The sequence below is a fragment of the Kyrpidia spormannii genome, assembly GCF_002804065.1.
Classification (GTDB): domain Bacteria; phylum Bacillota; class Bacilli; order Kyrpidiales; family Kyrpidiaceae; genus Kyrpidia; species Kyrpidia spormannii.
Genome location: NZ_CP024955.1, coordinates 553,139 through 572,653 on the forward strand (window position 1 = coordinate 553,139; position 19,515 = coordinate 572,653).

Below are 19,515 nucleotides of genomic sequence, written 5' to 3' on the forward strand. Positions count from 1 at the left end.
TCAGATCCCCCCGGCCTTCGCCCGCTCCCTACCCGTGAGCCGAGCGACGTGGGAGCGGATCACCTCGAGGTCCGTGTCCTCTCGATATTCGATCACCTGATGAACGGGACTGGGCAGGGCCCGGATCGCCCGCTCCACCTCCGCCCAGGGCAGGTGCCCGTGACCGAGGGGCAGGTGCTCGTCCGCCGATCCGCCGTTGTCGTGGATGTGCACCGCCCGGACCCGGTCCCCCAGGGCGGCGAACAAACCGGGCAGGTCCCACCCGTTGGCGAAGGCGTGGCCGATGTCGACGATGGCCCCGCAATAAGGGGAATAAAATTCTTCGATCAACGCCGCGAACTCGTTCTGGTCGAACAAAGCGGCGGGCCCCACCCCGGCGTTCTCCACCACCATGAGCACGCCTAGGCGCTCGGCCATTTTGCACAGCCGGGCCAAGTGCTCCCGGGCAAAAGACTGGGCCAGATCCCGGTCGTAGGTGCGGGAGCCGTACCCGGGATGAATCACCACGTGGCCAGCGCCCAGTTCCGCCGCCGTGACCAGGGCGCCCACGTACTGGCGCTCGGCCAGGAGCCGTTGTTCCGGATAAAGGGGGTTCGCCAAATTGATCTCGAACACCGGCGCGTGGAGGGTGATGGGCAGATCTTCTCCGAGCAGGCTCTTACGAATGTGTTGAATCGCCCCGCCGGGGTGCTGCCACACCTCGCCGTCCATGACGAGCTCCACCCCAGGCCACTCCCACTCCCGGGCGGTCTGGAGAATCTCGGTTAGCCCCTGGCCCAGCAAGGGCAGGGCGGACACGAACCACTGTCCCCGCTCGTCGGTTTTCCCGTTTTCTTCTCGTCGTTCCTGCATCTTATTCACCTCTGAACCCCCCTCACGGCTTTGGCAGAAGCGGAGTGATTCGATCTTTCGCCGACTGCAACGCTGACTGGGCATCATTTTTGCCGGCCAACACACTCATCCGGGCGTCCAAAAGGATTTTTTCTCCCTGCAGGCTGTTCGGACCAGGGATATTTTTCCACGGCACCGCCTCTTTGAGCTGTTCCACCGCCGGTTTCATCAGTGGCTGGGCTTGAAGCAGGGCCTGGGTGACGTCCTGGCCCCCGGCCGCCAACCGGGAGGGCAGGTAGCCCGTGCCCAGGGACCACGTTTTCAGGTTGTCGGGAGACTCGAGGAATTGGATAAACTCCATGGCCGCCTTTTGCTGGGCGGGATCTTTGGCGAACACCATGAGCACGTTACCGCCGGCCGGCACTTTCCGGGGTTTGTCCCCGAAGGTCGGGTAAAGGGCCGTGCGCAGATCGAAGGTCGCCTGCTTCTTCAGGCTGGCCAACTCCGCCACCGTGGCGATGTACATGGCCAATTTTCCCGACAGAAACGCCTGCTGGGCTTCTTGATAGGTCACATTGGGCATGATCTTGTCTTTATTGACCATGTCGCCCCACATCTGAATCGCCTGAACCGCCGGGGGATCGGTGAGTCCCAGGGTGCCGTCCGGATTCACGATGTGACCGCCGTTGGATTCGATCAGCGCTTGGGTCGACCAGTTATCCTCATTGCGGATAAATGCCCCCCAGGCTCCGGTCTTGTCTTTGATCGTCTTCCCCATGGTCCGGACTTCATCCCAGGTCTTCGGGGGATTGGCGGGGTCGAGTCCGGCCTTCTTGAACAGGTCGGCGTTATAATAAATCACCGGATTGCTGATCGAGTAGGGAATGCCCTCGACTTTGCCTTTGACCTTGCCCAAATCGAGAATATTGCTCGGAAAATCGCTCAAAAACGTCGGATCGTCTTTGAACAGGTCCGCGATGGCGACGTGGGGAAAATTCCCCGCCGCATAGTCCAAATGGCTGTAGCTGATCTGGGACACCGCCGGGGGTTTGCCCGCCGCAATGGCCGATTGGAGGTTTTGCATGAGCCCGGCGTACATGTCGGGTTGAAAACGGTCCACCACCTGGACGTCCTTGTGGGTCTGGTTGAACTTCTGGACCAATTCCCGCACCGCCGGCCCGCCAAAGCTATCGGAATTCACGTGGTAATATTCGATGGTCACGGGTTGACTGCCGCCCGCCGGAGTTGATGTGGTACCTCCACAGCCCGCCAAGACCGTGGCCACCGCCAAAACCGCCGCCGCGATCCCCATCCGCTTCATTCCGGATCCGCTCCTTTTTGTTGGATTGTCCGTACCTGGTCTTCCGTCCACCGCCACAACTCCGGCCGCCCCAGGGAAACCGCACGGGCTCCCGCCGCCAGAGCCTGTCCCACCTCATCCGGTGCCTGGATCAGCCCTCCGGCGATCACCGGAATGGACACCCGATCCACCACTTCTCGGATGACCCGGGGCATCAGGCCGGGCATGATCTCCACGGCGTCCGGGCGATTTTCCGCCAGGGTGCGCAGCCCCAACTCCAGGGCCGGCCGATCGATGAGAAACAGCCGCTGCACCGCCGCGAGACCCAGGCTCTTCGCCGCCCGAACCACCTGACTTTTTGTCGAGACGATCCCTGCCGGGCGAAGCGTTTCCGCCACGTATCGCAGTGCCGCTTTGTCCGGCGACAGGCCCTTGGCCATGTCCATGTGCAGAAAAACCCGTTTCCCGTGCCGGCGCAGCTGTTCCAAATACCCCGGCAGGGTGCACACATCCCCGATCAGCAGGAACACGTCTTCCACCGGCGTGGCCAAAGCCGTCTCAATCAAGGACTCTTCGTGTACCGAGAGAATGATCGAACCCCGGAACCGAAGCCGTTCCTCCGACTGCTTGTGCATGATCGCCCCCTCTCCCGGCATCCTCCCGCCCCCCTCGAAACAAAAATGGGCACACGACAATCCCTTCCGCGGGTGGTTGTCTTGTGCCAGGCTTTCTCCTCGACTCCGCCTGCAAGCCGTCCTCTTGTCCCATGGTCTTTTCATTTGCTATCATGGCACGGGAATATGAATCCCCCGTGACTCGCAGGTAACGTTTCGGTCGATTTTGCGTAAAATCTTCTCAAGACCTACCAGCCTTGACATCGTGCTGGCTGGGTATACACTAACAATTAAACGTATGCTTGAATATGATATCGGGACGGAGGGGAGCGCGGTGGTAGACCGAAGGAATGGGTCAAAGGGTGTCGCGTTGCAGGACGATCTTGCGTCGTGGCGCCCGGCGGGAGGCCAGGGGAGTTGCGAGGTGTTCGGCTATGACCCGGAGAAGGTGCAGCGGCGCCGGCGAGAGCTGCACGTGACCGAAGGCATGGCCGATCTGTTCAAAGTGTTGGCGGATGATACCCGCTTAAAACTCGTCTATGCCCTCTGTCGGGAAGATGAGTTGTGCGTGTGCGACGTGGCCACCATCCTGGGGATCACCAACGCCAATGCGTCCCATCACCTGCGGTTGCTCTCACATATGGGCCTTGCCGCCAGTCGTCGGGAGGGCAAAATGGTCTTTTACCGCCTGCAAAGTCCCCATGTCCGCCACCTCCTTCAAGAAGTACTGCGGCTATATGGAAGGGGGGAGTCGGGTGGCTGTGCCGAATGACCGCCTGCAGGATCGAGCCCCCGGGGTCGCGGAGAAACCGGGCCAATCCGGGAATAGCCCGGATCCGGTCCGGCCCCAGGAACATGTGTATCGGTTGGCGAATGTGAGCTGCGCCGATTGTGCCGCGAAATTTGAAGACAAAGTCAAACGAGCACCCGGGGTGCTGGATGCCCGGGTGCTCTTCGGATCCTCCCAATTGATCGTGGTCGGGCAACCACTGAGTGGAGTGAAGCCTTGGAGAACCACGCCATGGACCGGGCCCGCCGCTCGATCCGCTCCCTGGCGGAGATGGCTCCCACCCGGGCGATGGTTCGCCGGGAGGGACGGGAAATGATTTTGCCCGTCGAGGCCATCCGGATCGGTGACGTGATGATCGTGCGGCCAGGGGAAAAAATTGCCCTGGACGGAAGGGTGATCCGGGGGCGCAGCGAGGTGAACGAGGCGGCCATTACCGGCGAGTCGCTCCCCTTGGCCAAAGAAGCTGGCGATCAGGTGTTTGCCGGGTCACTGAACCATTCGGGCGCCATCGAGGTCGAAGTGACCACCCGGGCTGAGGACAGCACCCTGGCGAGGGTCATTGCCCTGGTGGAAAAAGCCGAGGCCGAGCGGGCCCCGACCCAGGAGTTTGTCAACCGTTTCGCCAGAGTTTACACACCGGCGGTTACGGTTCTGGCGGTGGGCATGGCCCTCATTCCGCCTCTCGTCTGGGGTGCGGCTTGGCAGCCGTCTATCTATGAAGCGTTGGCCCTGCTCATGGTGGCCTGTCCCTGTGCCCTGGTGGTTTCGACCCCGCTGGCGGTGGTGACGGCGATGGGCGTGGCGGCCCGAAACGGGGTGCTGATCAAGGGTGGCATTCATTTGGAAAATATCGGCCGTCTCCGGGCGATGGCCTTTGACAAGACGGGTACATTGACCCTGGGCGAGCCGGTGGTCACGGACGTGGTCGGACTCCAAAATATTACTGAAGAAGACATCCTCCGGGTGGCGGCGGGGATTGAGCGCTATTCGGAGCATCCGTTGGCCGGGGCGATCCTGCGCGCAGCCGCAGACCGCGGCCTCACTCCCGGGGAAGTGGAGGATTTTGAGAGCTTTCCCGGACGGGGGGCGCGAGGGACGGTGGGTGGCGCGGAGTATTGGATCGGTAGTCCCCCTTGGTTCAAGGAGCGCGGGGTGGACCTGGCGGCCGTGGACCATCGAATTCGGGGATTTCAGGAGGAGGGGAAAACGCTGGTGCTTCTCGGGCGAAGGGACACCGTGACCGCCTTGATTGCCCTGGCCGACCGGGTGCGGCCTTCGGCCCGGGAGGTGGTCGCGAACCTCAAAATGGCCGGGATCGGGCCCACGGTTCTGTTAACCGGCGACAATCAGGCGACTGCCCGGGCGATCGGCCGGACCGTGGGTGTGGACGAGGTGCGAGCAGGGTTGCTTCCCGAGGACAAGATCCGAGCCGTTTCCGAACTAAGGCAATGGTACGGTCGGGTGGGGATGGTGGGCGACGGGGTGAATGACGCCCCGGCCCTGGCTGCTGCCACCACCGGAATCGCCATGGGGACTTCGGGGACCGATCTCGCACTGGAGGCCGCAGATGTCGCTTTGATGAACGACGATCTGTCGAAAGTTCCCTTCGCCGTCCACTTGGGTCGAGTCACCTTGCGGATCATTCAACAAAATATTTTCATCGCCCTTTTCATGAAGACTGCGGCTTTACTCCTCGCATTCCCCGGCTGGCTCACCTTGTGGCTCGCCATCGTCGGCGACATGGGCGCCACCCTTTTGGTTACCGCCAACTCCCTGCGCCTGTTGCGGGTTCGACCCTCAAGATGCAGGAGTTTTATCACGATTAGACGGCGCAAACATATCAGTGCGAATCGTGTATCGCAGGGGCTCGCAACTGCTCACAAAAACATCAATAAAGATTGATCCAAAAAATTCGCGCCGCAAACCTCTTCCTTCGGGAAGAGGATAAGGCGCATCATTCGGACTTTTTCCTGCCGGATCAAAGACAGAGGAACGCTGCTTCTTTTGGCAAATATACGTTTGTTTTCTTGGTAGATTGGGTGTATCATAGAAACGTGACAATTCTCACGGAGATCGACGTGCCGGAGCCGGTTCATCCATCCGGGTCGGCGATCGGCATCGACCGGGGGATCGTGCATTTTGCGGGATTGTCGGACGGCACGTTTGTCGATGCGCCGGGGTGGTTCCGGCGGTACGAAACGAAATTGGCTTAGCGGAACGCTCCAATAGACCGTTCTGAGCTGACTGCAAGGGAGGTACCTGTTCGTGAATCCGTATGATTACGCACATGGGCTTGCGAGGGCGCTTCGGGAGAGTGAATGGTATCGGAACCTCAAAGAGGCCAAGGAACGATTGGAGGCCGATCCGGAAGCTTTGCGGATGGCCCATGATATCCGGCGCCGCACGTTAGAACTTCAACTCAAGTCGATGGGCGGGCAAACGGTAACCACCGAAGAGCAGGAGCAGTTGCGCAAGCTCCAGGAGGTGGCTATGTTGCACTCCGTCGTTCGGGCGTATTTAGAGGCGGAGTCGAGATTATCTGTAGTCATGGACGATATTCAGCGGATTCTCGCTGAGGCGATTGCCCCTGTGGTTGACTTGCCCGGTAAAAGGGAGACAGAGACATCGGAGCATCGGTGACGGGTCGCATGGCGGACCGGTGATCTCGGCCGACCGCACGTTTTGTATTTCTCCTTTTCTCTGGCGGTGTCTTCCGTCTCAGACGGTTGCCCTGCTTCTCTTTATTGTGGACGGCAATCTCCAGCGGCAACGGGAACGGCTGGAGCGGTACGCGGAAGAACGCGGGTACGATGTGGTCCGGGTGTTTTCCGAACAGGCGTCGGGGGTGGGCGAGAACCGGAAACAACTGGCGGCCCTGCTCAAACTCGCCGAAGACGGGGAGATCGACCGGGTACTGATTGAATACCCGGACAGGCTGGCGCGGTTCGGATACCGGTATCTGGAACGGTTTTTCGAGAGCCACGGGGTGACGGTCGAGTCCACTCACAAGACCGAGCCGAAGACATCCCAGCAGGAGCTGGTGGAGGATCTGTTGACGATCATCACCGTGTTTTCAGCCCGGATGTACGGCAAGCGGTCGCAGGAGTTCCGGAAAAAGATCGGGCAGGCCATGAAAGAGATGGGGGGTGAGGGCGCTGGCCGCGGTCATCAAGACGATCCGGATCGGGATTCACAGGGAGGTCCACCGGTGCAAGACGGAGGCGCTGGAGATGACCAAGGACATCTATAACCAGGTGATTGCGTTTTACATGGACTTTTTCACGGCCCATCTGAACGTGTTGGACGAGCCGGTTCAGGTTCGGAAGAAGGACGGGACGGTCAAAGAACGAACGCGCACCAACCAGGAACTGTTGACCTTCGCGGAGTTTCACACCCTGGCGACCAAAGCCCACCCGAACCCGGGGTGGCCGCTCGACGAACACGTTCCGGCGGCGGAGGGGATGCCGACGGAGTTGCGGCGGGCGGCGATCAACCAGGCTATCGGCAAGGTGCGGTCCTGGTGGAGCCACCTGAAAACTTGGGAGGAAACAGCACCGGACCAGCGCGGGCGGGAACCACGACCCGGCGCACCGAACGAACCGGTGACGTTTTATGCGGGGATGGTCGAGCACCCCGCGTATGACCTAAACCCGCAGAAGAAAAAGCGGCATACGTTCATTAGCCTGAAACTGCACACGGGGCAGAAGTGGGAAAAGGTGTCGCTGCCGGTGGTGGTTCATGCCCAGGCTGAAGGGCTTCTCGCCGGGTCCGCCCTGGAGAAAGAACGCATCGCTCGGGAAAGGAAACGTTCAAAGACGGGCCAGGCCGGTTCCGGCGAAGAAAAAGGGGGCTCCGGGGCTGGGACATGGGTGGCGAAATCCCTGACGGTGTACGGGAAGCGGGACAAACGATATCCAGGCGGGATGCGCTATGCGCTGCACATCCCGATGGAGAAATCCGTCGACAAACCCCGGAAGGCAGAGGAACAGCGCCGGGCAAACCCACAGATGCCGGTGGTCGCGGTGGACCTGGGCGTGGGCAGGCTGGCGGTAATGGGAGCGTTCGTGGAAGGGCGGCTGGCGGCCACGAGGTTCGTGGACGGCAGGGCCTTGAACCATCGCCGGCACCGGCTGTTGACCGTCATTCACCGCAAGCGGAAACAAAGCGGACGGCTCCAGCCGGGCGTCCAAGACAACGCGAACTTGTGGAACAAGATCCGGAACCTGGACGAAAATGCGGCCAAGCAGACGGCCGTGGCCATTGTCCGATTCGCGAGGGAGCACGGCGCAAGGGTGATCGTGTTCGAGCACCTGCGCCGGTACCGGCCGCCGAAAGAGAAGATGAGCCGGAGCGATCGGAAGAACCACAAACGGGCGTATTGGTTGCGCGGACAGATCATGGAATGGGTCCGGGACTTGGCGTTTCGGGAAGGGATTCTGACGGTGGAGCGCAACCCGGCCTATACCTCCCAGGTCTGTCCGCACTGCAAGGTGCTCGGGGAACGCAACGGCTCACGGTTCACATGCAAGAACCCGAACCACCGGTACAACGCGGACGCGGATTTTGTGGGGATGATGAACCTGTACAGGAAATGGACGAAGACATTCGTGTATCCCCGCAAAGGGGATGACCCAAAGCCAGAGGTTGCCTGAGGGCAAAATACCCCTCTGGTCTCGCGGGAGGCTAACCGCCTGGACGGGACAGGGGCTCACGCCCCTGCCTTTCGCGAGTGCCCGTGTGGTACGGGATGGCTCTGAGCTTCTTTCCTTGGGGACCGGCTTGCCGATCCTGGCTTGCCGGACGCGGGAGGAAGCACATGCCGAGAAGCGCGCCCACCCCGGGGGCGGCTCCCTTCCGGATGGAAGGAGACACAGGTCAGGCCGACAGCGGTTTGTTGGATAGATTTGATCAGACATTCCGGCAACTGTTGATACCACATCACCGGATTTTGACCGACCGCGGGAGCGAAAACTGATCACAAAGGAGAGATCCCTGTGAATGTGGCCGCACGGCAGAAAAGGCGGGCCTCCATGTGAGGCCGGAAGGTGCGGCGAAAGACTGTAAAGGTGAGCGAGTGAGGCTGAGATACGCCGGCCCACTCTGCCCGGGCCCTCGACGAGCGTCGTCGGGGGCTTTTTTAACGCCAGTCGCCTTCGGTGCCCGTCGTGGGCGATCATCCGTTTCATGAGGGCGCGATAACCATCTGTCCCCCGGCTTCGTCATAGGGTTGGCGGGCCCGCCAAACGACAGATGGAGGAGATCCCCGTGATCGAGATTCGAGGGCTGTGCAAACGCTACCGACGCCACTGGGCGCTCCGGGATTTGGAGTTAACCGTGGAGACCGGCATGTTCGGGTTGCTCGGCCCAAACGGTGCCGGCAAGACCACGCTGATGCGCATCCTGGCGACCCTGCTTCGGCCCACGTCCGGAGAAGTGCGGATCGACGGGATTTCACTACGGCAAAATCCGGACGAAATCCGGAAACGAATCGGCTATCTTCCTCAGTTTTTTCAGATCTACCCGCAAATGACCGCCTGGGAATTCCTGGATTACGTCGCGGTCCTGAAAGGGTGGACAGATGCCCGCAAGCGCCGGGAACAGGTGATGGAAGTTGTGGAGCAGGTTCACCTCGCCGATCGGGTGTCGGACAAAGTGAAGACCTACTCCGGCGGGATGCGCCAGAGGCTGGGCATTGCCCAGGCTCTCCTCGGCGATCCCCAAGTGTTGATTGTGGACGAACCCACGGCGGGGCTGGATCCCGAAGAGCGGGTGCGGTTCCGGAATCTGCTGGCCACCTTGGCGCTGCACAAGACGGTGATCCTGTCCACCCACATTGTCGGCGACATCGAAAGTTCCTGCCGCCGGGTGGGCGTGCTCGATCAGGGGAGGTTGGTGTTGGCCGGCAGTCTTGGGGACCTACAGGCTTTTGCCGAGGGGAAGGTCTGGGAGGTCCGGGTGGGGGAAGAGCGGCTGCCGGAGTTGGCCCGGTGGCAGCTGATCTCCACCCGCCAGGAGGGCAGCGAGGTGGTGTGCCGGGTGATTGCCGACGAGCCTCCGCTCTCTGGAGCGAGGACGGTGGAGCCCACCTTGGAAGACGGGTACTTGGCTCTTCTCAGCCGCAGGGGAGGGGATCGCCGGTGAAGTCCTGGCTGACGACGTGGAGAATCGAGAGCCGGCTGTTGTGGACAAACCCGGTTCTACTCTCGATCGCCCTGGGCTACGGTCTCTGGTTTGCCTTCATCCTGTCCCGGTTGGGCCCTCCCTCTTCCGAGGATATTTACCGGGCGGTGTACGGGTTTCACGAAATATGGCAAACCCTTAGTCTGGGGCTGGCGATGTGGCTCGGCATCTGGCTCATGCGGCGGGACGTGATGCGGCCGAGTTATGAGTGGCTCGGGGCTTTGCCCGTTTCCCGGGCCGGACTGATCGGGGCCAAATACCTGGCGGGTTTCTTGTATCTGAGCTTGTTCACTGCCTTGGTTGTCGTGGTGTTCGCCTATTTCGGCCGGGTGCGGGAGTTGCCCTGGGACATTGTGTCGCGTCACCTCGGTTTTTTCGCAATCCAGGACGAGTGGTCGTACATGGTGACCTTGGCCCTGGCCATGTTCCTGGCAGTGGCTATCCCGGGGCGGCTGGTTTACTTGATCGGATTTTGCGCCTGGGTCTTCGGGACATTTTTCTTGGAGAAAATCGTTATCGGGACAAAAGATTGGTATTTTCTCAAGACCTTTCATCTCAACCAGTGGTTTGGCAACGACTACATCGTCGGTTACGAGGCCTGGGGATATCCACTGATTTCCCGGGAAATCGCCCTGTCCCGGGTGTTTGTGGCGGTGTTCGCGCTCTGGTTGGTGGTTTCCGCGATGGTGCGGCTGGCCCACCGCTGGCCCTCCACCCGGCGGAAAATGGGGCTGGCGGCGGCTGCGGTGTTGTTTGGGGTGTCGGGGGTGGCCTACGTGCCTTATGGCTTGTGGTGGAAAGACCGATACGACACTCGAGGGACGATCCAACAGTGGACCCCGCAGGAGCAGGGGGCAACAGCAGTTCACACTTCCTTTCCCGTGCAGTCCTACTTGATATCGGTGGATCGGGCAGTGGATGACCGGTTGACTGTTGTCGCCGACCTGACCCTTCGGCCACAGAACCTGGGGCCAGGACAAACCGTGACCTTCACCCTCAATCGTTTATTTCAGATCGACCGCGTGACGGTTGACGGCCAAGAGGTCGCCGTGAGCCGGGATGTTGATCATTTCAGCCTGCCGCGTGCCGCCTTCGGCCAGGGACCGGGGCCGGTGACGGTGCGGGTGCGCTACAGCGGCAAAGTCTATGATTGGCTCACCTCGCCAGGGGAGCGGTTTGCGGCGTTCGTACGGGGGAACGACGTCTATCTGCCTTACACCCAAGGGTGGTATCCGCTCCCGGGGAAGGAGACGCTGAAAATCCGGGAACCGAGCTATATCCAACTCGGTTCCCCCAACGATCTGGAGTTGCAGCCCGCAGACTTCCGGGTGGTGCTTCGGGGCTTTGAGGCGCCGGTATTCGCCAACGTAGCTGGGCACCCAGGGCCCGGAGGAGAGATGGTTTTTTCGGGCGGCCACCTGGACGGTGTGTCATTGTTTGGTGGCACGATTATTCAGGTTGAGGCGGCCCAAGGCGGGACATCAGTCATCTGTAGCCCTTCGAACAGCGTGGAGGCGCGGCGCTTTGCGGCGGAGCTGGACCGGGCGAGAAGCTACGTGCAGCCCTGGCTGAACCCGCCGACAGACCGGGTGCGCAGGGTGGTCTATCTTCCGGTCCCACCTTTGGGCGCGGTGGGGGATCTTCCTCTGTGGCCCGCAGTGCTGAGCGGGGACAGTTTTCTTACCGGAGAAACCCATTATCACAACCTTGACGAATACCGGTTGGCGGAGGTGGTGTCGGCCTGGCTATACGGAATTCCGGACGTCCAGCATGGATTCTGGAGCGATCCGGCGGGGGAAGGGCCCGGGCGGGATTCCGTGACCCGGGACATTGGCCGGGCGTTGGTGTACGTCGTTTTACGAGAGGGGGTTGGGTTGCCCTCGGGGAAGTCGCTTGCCGCTGTGGGGGGGTTGAACGATGTCGTGCGGCAGCCCATCGATCAGGCCCTGGCTGCCGGGCAGAGCGAGAAGGTGCGCCAAGTGTTGAAGGGGTTCTATGACCGGGTGTTCCGGGGGGCGACTGCTCCTAACGCGAATCTGCCTGCGATTTCCGTGCAGCAATGGCAGGAAGCCTGGAGGGGAACGCCATGACTCTGTGGCTGCGGGAATGGCGGTCCCTGCGATCGGCCATGGCGGCGGCGATCGCGGGGTATGTGATGTTGGTGCTTCTGTCCTTGATCGTGGCGGACAGGCCGAGGAACGTATTCTACTATAATGAAATGGGATCCGTGCTCCTGGCGATCATGGCAAGTGGGACATTGTTCCAACGGGAACTGTCCGGCAGCCAAATGGAATTGTTCGCCGCCTATCCGGCCTCTTTGGCGGGGATGGTAGTGAGGAAGGGGGTTTGGGCCCTCGGAGTGGTCCTCGTGTTTCATCCCATGTGGACCCTTGTGTACCTTTGGAAATTCCAGGGGATGATTACATACGTATCCATTCCTTGGGCGGGAGTCGGGCCGGGGGCGCCGGTGTCGGAGATTGATCTGCTGGCCGTGGCTGTGCCGGGGTATCTGGCGGCCATTGGGATCACTATCGCGGTGATGGTGGCCGCCAAGCGGGTGCACATTGGGCTTCTGGCTGGTTTCGGTTTCTGGCTGTGGCAAAGCCTTCAAGGGCCCGGCCTAGGAAGCGTGAGTTTGTTCACGCCGTATCTGCCGCAAAATACTTCACTTTTGGCGAATCGGTTGGTTTGGGCGGGGATCGGGATGGTTTGCGTCGTTGTTGCGGCCGGCCTGGCGGAACGAAGAGAGCGGTGGATCGGCGTCGACTCGCCCGAATAGGTCCTTGGAAGGGGCGGCCCCTAGGCCGCTTCCGCGCGGGAAGAGTGTCGGCATGCCCCCTATGGGCGCCTTCTTCCAAGGAGGACCAGCGTTAGCACGTCACCTTGCGCGCACTTTCCTCCACCTGGGCGCTGGCCGCAAGCGCGAGGGCCTGGTCCAAATCCTGGATCAGGTCATCAATGTGTTCAAGGCCTACAGACAGCCTCAGAAGAGAGTCCGTGACGCCGAGGCGCTGTCGTACATCTGGGGGAACGTCGGCATGGGTCTGGACCGCCGGGTAGGTGATCAGCGATTCGGTGCCGCCGAGGCTTTCTGCAAAGGTGATCACCCGCAGGTGCGCGAGGATCGGGGGCACCCACCTGTTGTTCGCCACTTCAAAGGCAATCATCCCACCCCACCCGCTGGCCTGTGCCCGATGCACGGCGTGGCCGGGATGGTCCGGGAGTCCGGGGTAATACACCCGGGATACCCGGGGATGTGCCTTCAGCCACTCGGCCAGGGCTCGGGCATTGCTTTCATGCCGGTCCATGCGCACGTGGAGAGTTTTTACCCCCCGCAACAGCAGCCAAGCGTCCTGAGGACCTAACACCGCGCCAATGGAATTTTGAATAAAAGCCAGGGAATCCGCCAACGCCTCTGACTTTACGACTACTGTGCCGGCCAAGACATCGTTGTGTCCGCCGAGATACTTGGTGGCCGACTCGACCACGATGTCCGCCCCCAGTTCCAGGGGCCGTTGCAGGTACGGAGTCATAAAGGTGTTGTCGACAATGAGCCAGGCTCCGCGTTCGTGGGCAAGCCGTGCCAATCCCCGAAGGTCGGCGATTTTGAGGGTGGGATTGGTCGGCGTTTCCACGAACAGCGCCCGGGTATGGGGGCGGATTTGCTTGGCCACGGCCCGCAGGTCGGAGGTGTTTACATAGGTGGTTTCCAGACCCAGTGGGCGAAAGAGCCGTTCGAATAAACGGTAGGTGCCGCCGTATAGATCGTCCGAGAGCACGAGATGATCTCCTGGGCGAAACAGGCGGCCGATGGCGTCGATGGCCGCCATGCCGGAAGCGAAGGCAAACCCCCGGCATCCCCCGTGCAAGGCGGCGATCGTTTCCTCCAAGGCCAGGCGGGTCGGATTCGAGGTTCGGGTATAGTCGAAACCGGTCGAAGAACCGAGGCCGGGATGAGCGTACGTGGTGGCGTGGTGGATGGGTAAAGAAATCGCTCCGGTGATGGGATCTCGGCGGGTTCCCGCCTGGGAACATCGCGTGTCAATGCGCATGCCTAACCCTCCTGCAATTCCGGTGGAAACCCGTTCCAGAATGGCAAAACCCACTCCTGAGGGGAGTGGGTTGTCAACAAAAGCCGATCCTCCGGCACTCCTCTCATCTCTCAGGTCGCTCACGCGGCCTGCAGGAATTGGCACCTCTCCGGACATTCCGGTGGTTGCCGGGCTTCATCGGGCCAGTCCCTCCGCCACTCTGGATAAGAGTTCACCGATTCGATTGTTGAGTACACCATATCATGGAACGATCTTTTTGTCGAGAGCGTTCAGCGCCGCAGGGCGGAGTTGTCATATTCAAAAATCGCCAGGCGGTTCAACAAGTCCTGCAAAGGATCGGCCGCAGGCCGCAGGGGTGACGCGTTCGGCCGGGAGGCTTCCCGGGCGGCGATGGTCGTCAGGGTGCCGGGCGGCTGATTCGTTTCAGAAGGTCCTGCCGGAGCGGGCAGGTGCAGGATATCTACCAGAATCGGTTGGAGGCGGTTCCAGCGGACGTAGCCGTTGTGGTCGGCGCTGACCTGAATGGTGGTCCCGCCGAAGGGATATTGTTGGGCCGGGGCGGGCACGGCGCCGTCATTGGCGGGATATCCCAAAGCCGACAGGGCGGCATAGCCCGCCCGGAGAAAAGGGCTGCTGATCGTATCGGCTGACGGGATGCTCCCTACCACAGACACCACCCGGAGAGCGCGAAGGGTGGGGTTCTCGCTATGTAAAGCGGTCACTTCCTGCCGCACCTTGGCCGGAGTAAGGCTGCGGTCCGCCGCCGCGCCGAATAACGTTGCGGGAATCGGCGAATCCGGGGGCAACTGGACCACGCGGTTCAAAAGGTTTGCCAGAGGGCTCCCGCCCCAGGGGGTGCCGAGGCTGATCAGAGCCGCGGCGTCCAGCGGCCGGTAGTCGCCCAGGGCCACGTACGCATCAAGGCCCCCCATGCTGTGGCCGATGAGGACCAAGCGGCCATCGATGCCCGGGACTTGCTGGCGAAGAACGCTGAGTTGGCCCGCCAACAGATGGCCATTGGCAATAAAATCCGCATCAGGGTCCAACTTCACCGTGGCCACGTTATAACCCGCCGCATAGGCTTCACGGTATACGTCTGTAAATACCGACGCATCTTCATAAATCCCGTTGATAAACAGGAGAAATGGACGATTCTCATCGTGGATGTGGTAAAATACGGTGCCGATGGGATTCCGGCGGACCGCGTCCACCGTGAATTGATCGGGACTTACATCGATCAAGCGAATGTGGTGTGTGATCTTTGGTGTCAAAGAGCCGACCTCGCCCCCGACGGTAATCGGGACGCCGGGGTTCTCAGCGGCCAAGGGCTCCCCATTGGTGATCGCCGGATGGGTATAGGAATAAGCGAACGCTTGGCTCATCCCCATGGCGGCAAAAGCGACGGTCACGCTCAGGATCTGGCGAAGCTGTTTACGGGTGTCCAACTCTTCGTCACTCCCTCGATCCGGAAGAATTCCGCGTTGTTGTGTCTCCGGAGAGCTTCGGCACAGCCGTGCGCGGAGATTCAGTGAACCGCCGGATCATGGGTTCCGGAGCATCTGCGCGAAGCCGAAGAGGGCATGGTCGATCGGCTGTTCATCGCTCGTGTCATGTCCATCCTATCACAGACCCCGGTGCTCATGAAACGGGGAGAAAAAATTTTGGCGCGGAAATATAGGGCCAAGGGCTTCCGCGGAGGGCCATTGATGTCAGTGGTGGTGGGCCAGGGAATAAACCAACTTTGGGACTCAGGTCGACCGGGACTTTGTCATCGTCGAGTTGCACGCCGGGGATCACGTGGGATACGGGGAGTGCACCGTCGCTACAAAGCCTTTGTACAATGAAGAGACGCCCGAAACGGCTCGGATCGACCAGGTTCCGTTGCGGACGGCTTTGGTGGCAGAAATGCTGAAGGTTTTGGCAGCGTAATGAATAGATCCCAGCGGGCGGGAGTTTCCCCGCCGCTTTTGTCATGGGGTGGGTTGGAAAGATAAAGCGGACGTAAACCGTTTTGGAACACTTTTGTTATCGAACAAACACGGGTTCCGGAAGGATTTTTTCGGGCGGCGTCGTAAAATGTTTGTTGATGGAGCTATTTTCTATATGAATACAAAATATACAGAATTGGGGGTCGACAGATGGATTTGACGAATGCAGTACCCGGGCGACCGGACGGGCAACTCCAAGATTACGAGGCCGCCCGGCAGGTGTCATGGGACGAAGAAGCGAAACAGTTCACTTGGTGGAAGACTGGCCGGGTCAATGCCGCGTTTGAGGCGGTGGACAGGCACGTAGAAGAGGGACGCGGCGATGCGCCGGCGATTTTATATTACGATGGGGTCCGGGATGAAACCTGGAGTTTTCGCCGGTTGCGGGATGATGCGGCCCAATTCGGGGATGCACTGCGGCGACTTGGGATCGGTCGGGGAGACCGGGTGTTTTTGTTCATGCCCAAGGGTCCAGAACTGGCTGTTGCACTACTCGGAATTATCCGCATCGGAGCGGTGGCCGGGCCGCTATTCGAAGCGTTCATGGAGACAGCGGTACAGGACCGGCTGGCAGACAGCGGTGCTGTTGCGGTGGTGACGACGCCGACCTTGCGCCCCCGCATCCCGAGGGAACGGCTTCCCGAGCTGCGCCACGTGATCCTGGTGGGGGCAGAGGCGTCGGATGCTGAGGCGGGAGAATGGTCCTATACCGAACTCATGAAGGGAGCCTCCGCCGACTCGCCTGTAGAATGGGTGGATCGGGAGTCGCCCATGCTTCTTCATTATACGTCCGGATCCACCGGTAAACCCAAAGGGGTCGTCCATGTGCACAACCTGATGATTCACCAGTACCGGGTTGGGCGGTGGGTTTTGGATCTGCGCCCCGACGATATTTATTGGTGTACCGCGGACCCGGGGTGGATCACCGGAACGTCCGCTGGTCTGTTCGCGCCTTGGCTTCACGGTGTCCCGGTGGTCATTCGGGGCGGGCGATTCCAACAGGAGGGTTGGTACGAGACTGTCGAAAAATTCGGCGTCACGGTCTGGTTCAGTGCCCCCACGGCATTCCGCATGTTGATGGCCGGCGGCGATGAGTTGCCAAAACGCTATAACTTGTCATCGCTCCGGCACGTTCTCAGTGCCGGGGAGCCGTTAAATCCGGAAGTATTTCGCTGGGGACTGCGCGCCCTGGGAAATCGCATCCACGACAACTGGTGGATGACGGAAACGGGTTGCACGATGATCACGAACTACCCCGCTCTGCCGATCAAGCCCGGTTCCATGGGCCGGCCCCTGCCGGGAATTGAGGCGGCCATTCTGGACGATCAAGGCCGGGTTCTCGGTCCAAACCAACTGGGGAACCTGGCCATCCGCGCCGGATGGCCGGGCATGATGCGGGCCATCTGGAATAATGAAGAGAAGTACAAGCAGTATTTTCCATTTGAGGGTTGGTACATCAGCGGGGATTCCGCCTATCGGGACGAAGATGGATACTTTTGGTTCCAGGGCCGGGTGGACGATGTCATCAACACCTCTGGGGAGCGGGTTGGCCCCTTTGAAGTGGAAAGCAAATTGGTGGAGCACCCGGCCGTAGCCGAGGCCGGGGTGATCGGCAAACCCGATCCGGTCCGAGGGGAGATCATCAAAGCCTTTATTTCCTTGAGGCAGGGCTACGCGCCCACGGAGGAACTCAAACAAGAGATCCAGCAGTTCGTGCGCAACGGCCTGGCGGCTTACGCCATGCCCCGGGAGATTGAATTCCGGGACAAACTGCCCAAAACTCGCAGTGGCAAAATCATGCGTCGGGTTTTGAAGGCGTGGGAATTGGGCCTGCCGACCGGGGATTTATCCACGATGGAGGATTAAGGCTCTCTGATGAACGAGCCGGGGTCCGGGTTTCACGGGCCCTGGCTATTTTTTGCCTCCTGCCCGGTGGAGACCAACCGGCCATCCCGGGTGCACTCAGCCCTCGGCCCAGAATATCGAGGGCTTATTCATTGATGCATAACTCATGTTCAAATGCATGACACCCGTAGCCGGAAGGACGGAAAGCGCCCGGTTCTGGCCCGGGTGTTATTGGCATCATTTTTGCTTATTCCTTTTGCGGTGCGTCATGATATAGTTAGAAAATCTATCATATTGGGAGGGGAGAGCGACGTCTTCTGTGATAAAAACTGACCCGAAAACTAGGGATTTCGACATCAACGAAGCAACATGTGCGGGGAAAGGGCGGGATAGATGAATGCCTGAAGAACATTTGGAACCTGGACAACTCAAACACAATGTCCTGAATCGATTCGATTCCGTATTAATTGCCGTGGCGGGGTCGGCGCCCGCCTACAGTTTGTCGGCGTCGACAGTGGCTTTGGTGGCGGCGGTGGGATTGCTGGCACCGGGCGCCATTCTGTACGGCGCAATCCCTATGTTTGGGATCGCCCTGGCGTTTTTGTACCTCAACCAAGCGATGCCCAACTCCGGGGCCAGTTACGTGTGGGTGGGACGCATTCTCCACCCGTGGCTCGGGTTCCTGAGCGGATGGAGCTTGTTGGTCAGCGCGGTCTTGTTCATGATGGCTGGAGCGATTCCGGCGGGGACGGCGACTCTAGAGTTGTTAAGCCCGGATAAAACAGACAGCGTGGTCTGGGTGACCGTGGTTTCGGCGTTCTGGTTTCTGGTGATGAACGCCTTGGTCATGGTAGGAATTCACATTACCAACGTGGTTCAGCGGATTCTGACCAGTATTGAAGTGATTGGCCTCATCGTCCTGGCCGTGGGAGGGCTGATCCACGCTTCCCATCAGGTGGCCCACCCCTTCTCCTGGAGCTGGTTTTCCCTCGGCGGTTACGGAAGTCTCTCGACGTTTTTGGGGGGACTGTTGATCACCTGTTTTTATTTTTGGGGCTGGGACGTCAGCTTGAACCTGACGGAGGAAACCCGGGCAAAGCGAGTGGCTCCCGGCCTCGGCGGGGTGCTCGGGACATTGATCATCGTCGCTCTGTTTATCCTGTTGCAGGTGGTCATCCAGCTCAACCTCGGAGACAAGCCTTTGGCGGATGAAGCGGCGAATATTATTCCTCTTCTCGGGGAGACGATTCTTCCCAAGCCCTGGTCGTACATCGCCCTGATTGCGGTCATGATCAGTACTGTGGCCACCCTGGAGACCACGCTCATCCAGGCGACCCGGACTTTGTTCGCCATGGGCCGGGACAAGACGGTCCATCCTCGGTTTGCCGTGCTTCACGCGAATTGGCAGACACCGGTGCTCAGCAACATCGTCATCGGCGTCCTCGGCATCATTCTATTCGTGGTTTCTAATCTGTCTGCCAGCGTGAGCGATCTTATGACCAGCGCGATCAGCGCCATCGGGCTTCAGATCGCCTTTTACTACGGGCTCACCGGTATCAGCTGTGCTTGGCATTACCGAAAATCTTTTGCCGAATCTTTCACCGCCGGGATCTTCCGGCTGGCCTGGCCTTTGGTGGGCGGGTTGGTGTTGCTCGCCATTTTCGTCATGAATGTATTTACGCTCTCGTTCCAAGAGACGGCCATCGGGCTGGGGCTGATCCTCGTCGGAATCATTCCTTTGTTGGTGGCCAAATTCAAATACCACAGTCCGTATTTTGAGGGCCATGTGTTTGAACCGGATGCCGAAGAATGGTCCGGCACGAAGGAAGCTACAGTTGCCGCTGAAACTGTCAAGCGCGGTTGATCCGATTCTGGCGTCGGGCGGGCCCCCGGGAGAAGTTCCTGGGGGCTTTTG

At 60.3% G+C, this 19,515-nt stretch carries 17 protein-coding genes and 1 riboswitch; of the genes, 12 read left to right on the plus strand and 5 right to left on the minus strand.

Features of this window, described 5'->3' with window-relative positions; genetic code table 11:
- From CVV65_RS02805 to CVV65_RS02815, 3 genes are read right to left on the minus strand one after another with little or no spacing between them, the layout of a single operon-like run.
- The gene (locus CVV65_RS02805; protein WP_232796749.1) at window positions 1-852 is read right to left on the minus strand and encodes a sugar phosphate isomerase/epimerase family protein; all 852 of its coding nucleotides are present in this window, start codon (window positions 850-852) and stop codon (window positions 1-3) included.
- Window positions 853-874: 22 nt separating this feature from the next.
- The gene (locus tag CVV65_RS02810) at window positions 875-2,152 is read right to left on the minus strand and encodes an ABC transporter substrate-binding protein (RefSeq protein ID WP_100666851.1); all 1,278 of its coding nucleotides are present in this window, start codon (window positions 2,150-2,152) and stop codon (window positions 875-877) included.
- Complete coding sequence (locus CVV65_RS02815) at window positions 2,149-2,787, minus strand: glycerol-3-phosphate responsive antiterminator (RefSeq protein WP_100666852.1); 639 nt, start codon at window positions 2,785-2,787, stop codon at window positions 2,149-2,151. The genes CVV65_RS02810 and CVV65_RS02815 overlap by 4 nt, the downstream gene beginning before the upstream one ends.
- A gap of 328 nt (window positions 2,788-3,115) precedes the next feature.
- Between CVV65_RS02815 and CVV65_RS02820 the strand changes: the two genes are divergently transcribed.
- The 10 genes from CVV65_RS02820 to CVV65_RS02860 all read left to right on the plus strand — a co-directional run bounded on the left by CVV65_RS02820 (window position 3,116) and on the right by CVV65_RS02860 (window position 12,494).
- Entirely contained in the window at window positions 3,116-3,517 is a 402-nt protein-coding gene (locus tag CVV65_RS02820) for an ArsR/SmtB family transcription factor (protein ID WP_100669125.1), read from the plus strand.
- Window positions 3,501-3,851 (plus strand): cation transporter, encoded by a 351-nt coding sequence (locus CVV65_RS17375; protein ID WP_407928380.1) that lies wholly within the window; start codon window positions 3,501-3,503, stop codon window positions 3,849-3,851. Before CVV65_RS02820 ends, CVV65_RS17375 begins: the two co-directional genes overlap by 17 nt.
- Window positions 3,767-5,437, plus strand: coding sequence for a heavy metal translocating P-type ATPase (locus CVV65_RS02825; protein ID WP_407928381.1), 1,671 nt, complete (start codon window positions 3,767-3,769; stop codon window positions 5,435-5,437). Before CVV65_RS17375 ends, CVV65_RS02825 begins: the two co-directional genes overlap by 85 nt.
- Window positions 5,438-5,589: 152 nt before the next feature.
- On the plus strand, window positions 5,590-5,748 hold the full coding sequence (locus CVV65_RS02830; protein ID WP_198592104.1) for a hypothetical protein: 159 nt from the start codon (window positions 5,590-5,592) through the stop codon (window positions 5,746-5,748).
- 52 nt (window positions 5,749-5,800) lie between these two features.
- A complete protein-coding gene (locus tag CVV65_RS02835) occupies window positions 5,801-6,175 on the plus strand; it encodes a YlbF/YmcA family competence regulator (protein ID WP_157935353.1) in 375 nt (124 codons plus the stop codon).
- A 19-nt stretch (window positions 6,176-6,194) separates the two neighbouring features.
- Window positions 6,195-6,785, plus strand: a complete 591-nt coding sequence (locus CVV65_RS02840; RefSeq protein ID WP_232796692.1) for an IS607 family transposase — start codon at window positions 6,195-6,197, stop codon at window positions 6,783-6,785.
- Window positions 6,682-8,187, plus strand: a complete 1,506-nt coding sequence (locus CVV65_RS02845; protein ID WP_232796693.1) for a zinc ribbon domain-containing protein — start codon at window positions 6,682-6,684, stop codon at window positions 8,185-8,187. Before CVV65_RS02840 ends, CVV65_RS02845 begins: the two co-directional genes overlap by 104 nt.
- Before the next feature lie 613 nt (window positions 8,188-8,800).
- On the plus strand, window positions 8,801-9,676 hold the full coding sequence (locus tag CVV65_RS02850) for an ABC transporter ATP-binding protein (RefSeq protein ID WP_100666854.1): 876 nt from the start codon (window positions 8,801-8,803) through the stop codon (window positions 9,674-9,676).
- Window positions 9,673-11,805, plus strand: coding sequence for a hypothetical protein (locus CVV65_RS02855; RefSeq protein ID WP_100666855.1), 2,133 nt, complete (start codon window positions 9,673-9,675; stop codon window positions 11,803-11,805). Before CVV65_RS02850 ends, CVV65_RS02855 begins: the two co-directional genes overlap by 4 nt.
- Window positions 11,802-12,494 carry a hypothetical protein gene (locus CVV65_RS02860; protein ID WP_100666856.1) on the plus strand — a complete coding sequence of 231 codons (693 nt, stop codon included), beginning with the start codon at window positions 11,802-11,804 and terminating at the stop codon, window positions 12,492-12,494. The genes CVV65_RS02855 and CVV65_RS02860 overlap by 4 nt, the downstream gene beginning before the upstream one ends.
- 91 nt (window positions 12,495-12,585) lie before the next feature.
- On the opposite strand, the gene CVV65_RS02865 is transcribed toward CVV65_RS02860, so the two are convergent.
- Window positions 12,586-13,767 carry a trans-sulfuration enzyme family protein gene (locus CVV65_RS02865; protein ID WP_100666857.1) on the minus strand — a complete coding sequence of 394 codons (1,182 nt, stop codon included), beginning with the start codon at window positions 13,765-13,767 and terminating at the stop codon, window positions 12,586-12,588.
- 100 nt (window positions 13,768-13,867) lie between these two features.
- A riboswitch (SAM riboswitch) is annotated at window positions 13,868-13,977 on the minus strand.
- A gap of 59 nt (window positions 13,978-14,036) precedes the next feature.
- On the minus strand, window positions 14,037-15,212 hold the full coding sequence (locus CVV65_RS02870; protein ID WP_100666858.1) for a lipase family alpha/beta hydrolase: 1,176 nt from the start codon (window positions 15,210-15,212) through the stop codon (window positions 14,037-14,039).
- 693 nt (window positions 15,213-15,905) lie between these two features.
- Between CVV65_RS02870 and acsA the strand changes: the two genes are divergently transcribed.
- Window positions 15,906-17,621, plus strand: a complete 1,716-nt coding sequence (gene acsA / locus CVV65_RS02875; protein WP_100666859.1) for an acetate--CoA ligase — start codon at window positions 15,906-15,908, stop codon at window positions 17,619-17,621.
- A 376-nt stretch (window positions 17,622-17,997) separates the two neighbouring features.
- The gene (locus tag CVV65_RS02880) at window positions 17,998-19,464 is read left to right on the plus strand and encodes an APC family permease (protein ID WP_100666860.1); all 1,467 of its coding nucleotides are present in this window, start codon (window positions 17,998-18,000) and stop codon (window positions 19,462-19,464) included.
- Window positions 19,465-19,515 lie beyond the last annotated feature (51 nt).

What these genes read in the sequence shown, in the direction of transcription:
- CVV65_RS02860 (WP_100666856.1), top strand. Translation starts at nt 11,802, where the DNA reads ATGACTCTGTGGCTGCGGGAATGGCGGTCCCTGCGATCGGCCATGGCG.
- CVV65_RS02805 (WP_232796749.1), bottom strand. Translation starts at nt 852, where the DNA reads ATGCAGGAACGACGAGAAGAAAACGGGAAAACCGACGAGCGGGGACAG.
- CVV65_RS02825 (WP_407928381.1), top strand. Translation starts at nt 3,767, where the DNA reads ATGGACCGGGCCCGCCGCTCGATCCGCTCCCTGGCGGAGATGGCTCCC.
- CVV65_RS02880 (WP_100666860.1), top strand. Translation starts at nt 17,998, where the DNA reads ATGCCTGAAGAACATTTGGAACCTGGACAACTCAAACACAATGTCCTG.
- CVV65_RS02815 (WP_100666852.1), bottom strand. Translation starts at nt 2,787, where the DNA reads ATGCCGGGAGAGGGGGCGATCATGCACAAGCAGTCGGAGGAACGGCTT.
- acsA (WP_100666859.1), top strand. Translation starts at nt 15,906, where the DNA reads ATGGATTTGACGAATGCAGTACCCGGGCGACCGGACGGGCAACTCCAA.
- CVV65_RS02865 (WP_100666857.1), bottom strand. Translation starts at nt 13,767, where the DNA reads ATGCGCATTGACACGCGATGTTCCCAGGCGGGAACCCGCCGAGATCCC.
- CVV65_RS02810 (WP_100666851.1), bottom strand. Translation starts at nt 2,152, where the DNA reads ATGAAGCGGATGGGGATCGCGGCGGCGGTTTTGGCGGTGGCCACGGTC.